Source organism: Vibrio sp. T9 (assembly GCF_003123985.1).
GTDB lineage: Bacteria > Pseudomonadota > Gammaproteobacteria > Enterobacterales > Vibrionaceae > Vibrio > Vibrio diabolicus.
Map to the genome: position 1 here is coordinate 1 of NZ_NIGY01000033.1, position 1,047 is coordinate 1,047.

Here is a 1,047-nt window from a genome sequence, read left to right on the forward strand (position 1 = left end):
ACTCAAGTGGTTTTTACTACCTAATCTGGGCTTATCGCAAGTTAATACGTCCTTCATCGCCTCTGACTGCCAAGGCATCCACCGTGTACGCTTAGTCACTTAACCATACAACCCGAAGGAGTTTCGAGTTGATAATCAAATCACCAAAGTTGTCTCTCATTATTTGAATGAGCGAGAGACATTCGATTTTGCCGGACTCAAATTCCAAGAACACTTGAATGTGTTATTAGTTGTATTCATAAATGAATACTTTGAGAACTTTACAAACAACAATAAATTGTTGTTTTGTCAGCTTTCCAAATTGTTAAAGAGCTATGTTTCTTCACAAGGAAGTTACATTTTCTAAAGACTTTCAGAGTCAAAAATTCCAACCAGTATCAATTGCTTGTTCTGGTTTGGACGTTTTATTCCAAAAATACTTAGAGAATGGTGGGCGATACCGGGCTCGAACCAGTGACCCCCTGCTTGTAAGGCAGGTGCTCTCCCAACTGAGCTAATCGCCCACATTGTTTTGATTTCCGTGGAAGGAAATGGTGGGTCGTGCAGGATTCGAACCTGCGACCAATTGATTAAAAGTCAACTGCTCTACCAACTGAGCTAACGACCCAATGGTATCCCGTAGGGGAGTCGAACCCCTGTTACCGCCGTGAAAGGGCGGTGTCCTAGGCCTCTAGACGAACGGGACACTAAGTTGAACATCTTGGGGGATGTTCTATCTCTTAAACTTCATAAACCGTATCAATCTGTGTGAACACTCATCGCAATAATCATCGTATAAGGAGGTGATCCAGCGCCAGGTTCCCCTAGCGCTACCTTGTTACGACTTCACCCCAGTCATGAACCACAAAGTGGTAAGCGTCCCCCCGAAGGTTAAACTACCTACTTCTTTTGCAGCCCACTCCCATGGTGTGACGGGCGGTGTGTACAAGGCCCGGGAACGTATTCACCGTGGCATTCTGATCCACGATTACTAGCGATTCCGACTTCATGGAGTCGAGTTGCAGACTCCAATCCGGACTACGACGCACTTTTTGGGATTCGCTCACT

At 45.4% G+C, this 1,047-nt stretch carries 3 tRNA genes and 2 rRNA genes; all 5 read right to left on the minus strand.

Annotation, left to right across the window (positions count from 1 at the left end):
• A 23S ribosomal RNA gene (locus tag CBX98_RS25195) occupies window positions 1–105 on the minus strand; the annotation flags it as partial.
• Window positions 106–427: 322 nt separating this feature from the next.
• A tRNA-Val gene (locus tag CBX98_RS25205) sits at window positions 428–503 on the minus strand.
• Window positions 504–531: 28 nt separating this feature from the next.
• Window positions 532–607: transfer RNA gene (locus CBX98_RS25210), tRNA-Lys, on the minus strand.
• A gap of 2 nt (window positions 608–609) precedes the next feature.
• A tRNA-Glu gene (locus CBX98_RS25215) sits at window positions 610–685 on the minus strand.
• A 90-nt stretch (window positions 686–775) separates the two neighbouring features.
• Window positions 776–1,047: ribosomal RNA gene (locus tag CBX98_RS25220) — 16S ribosomal RNA — on the minus strand; the annotation flags it as partial.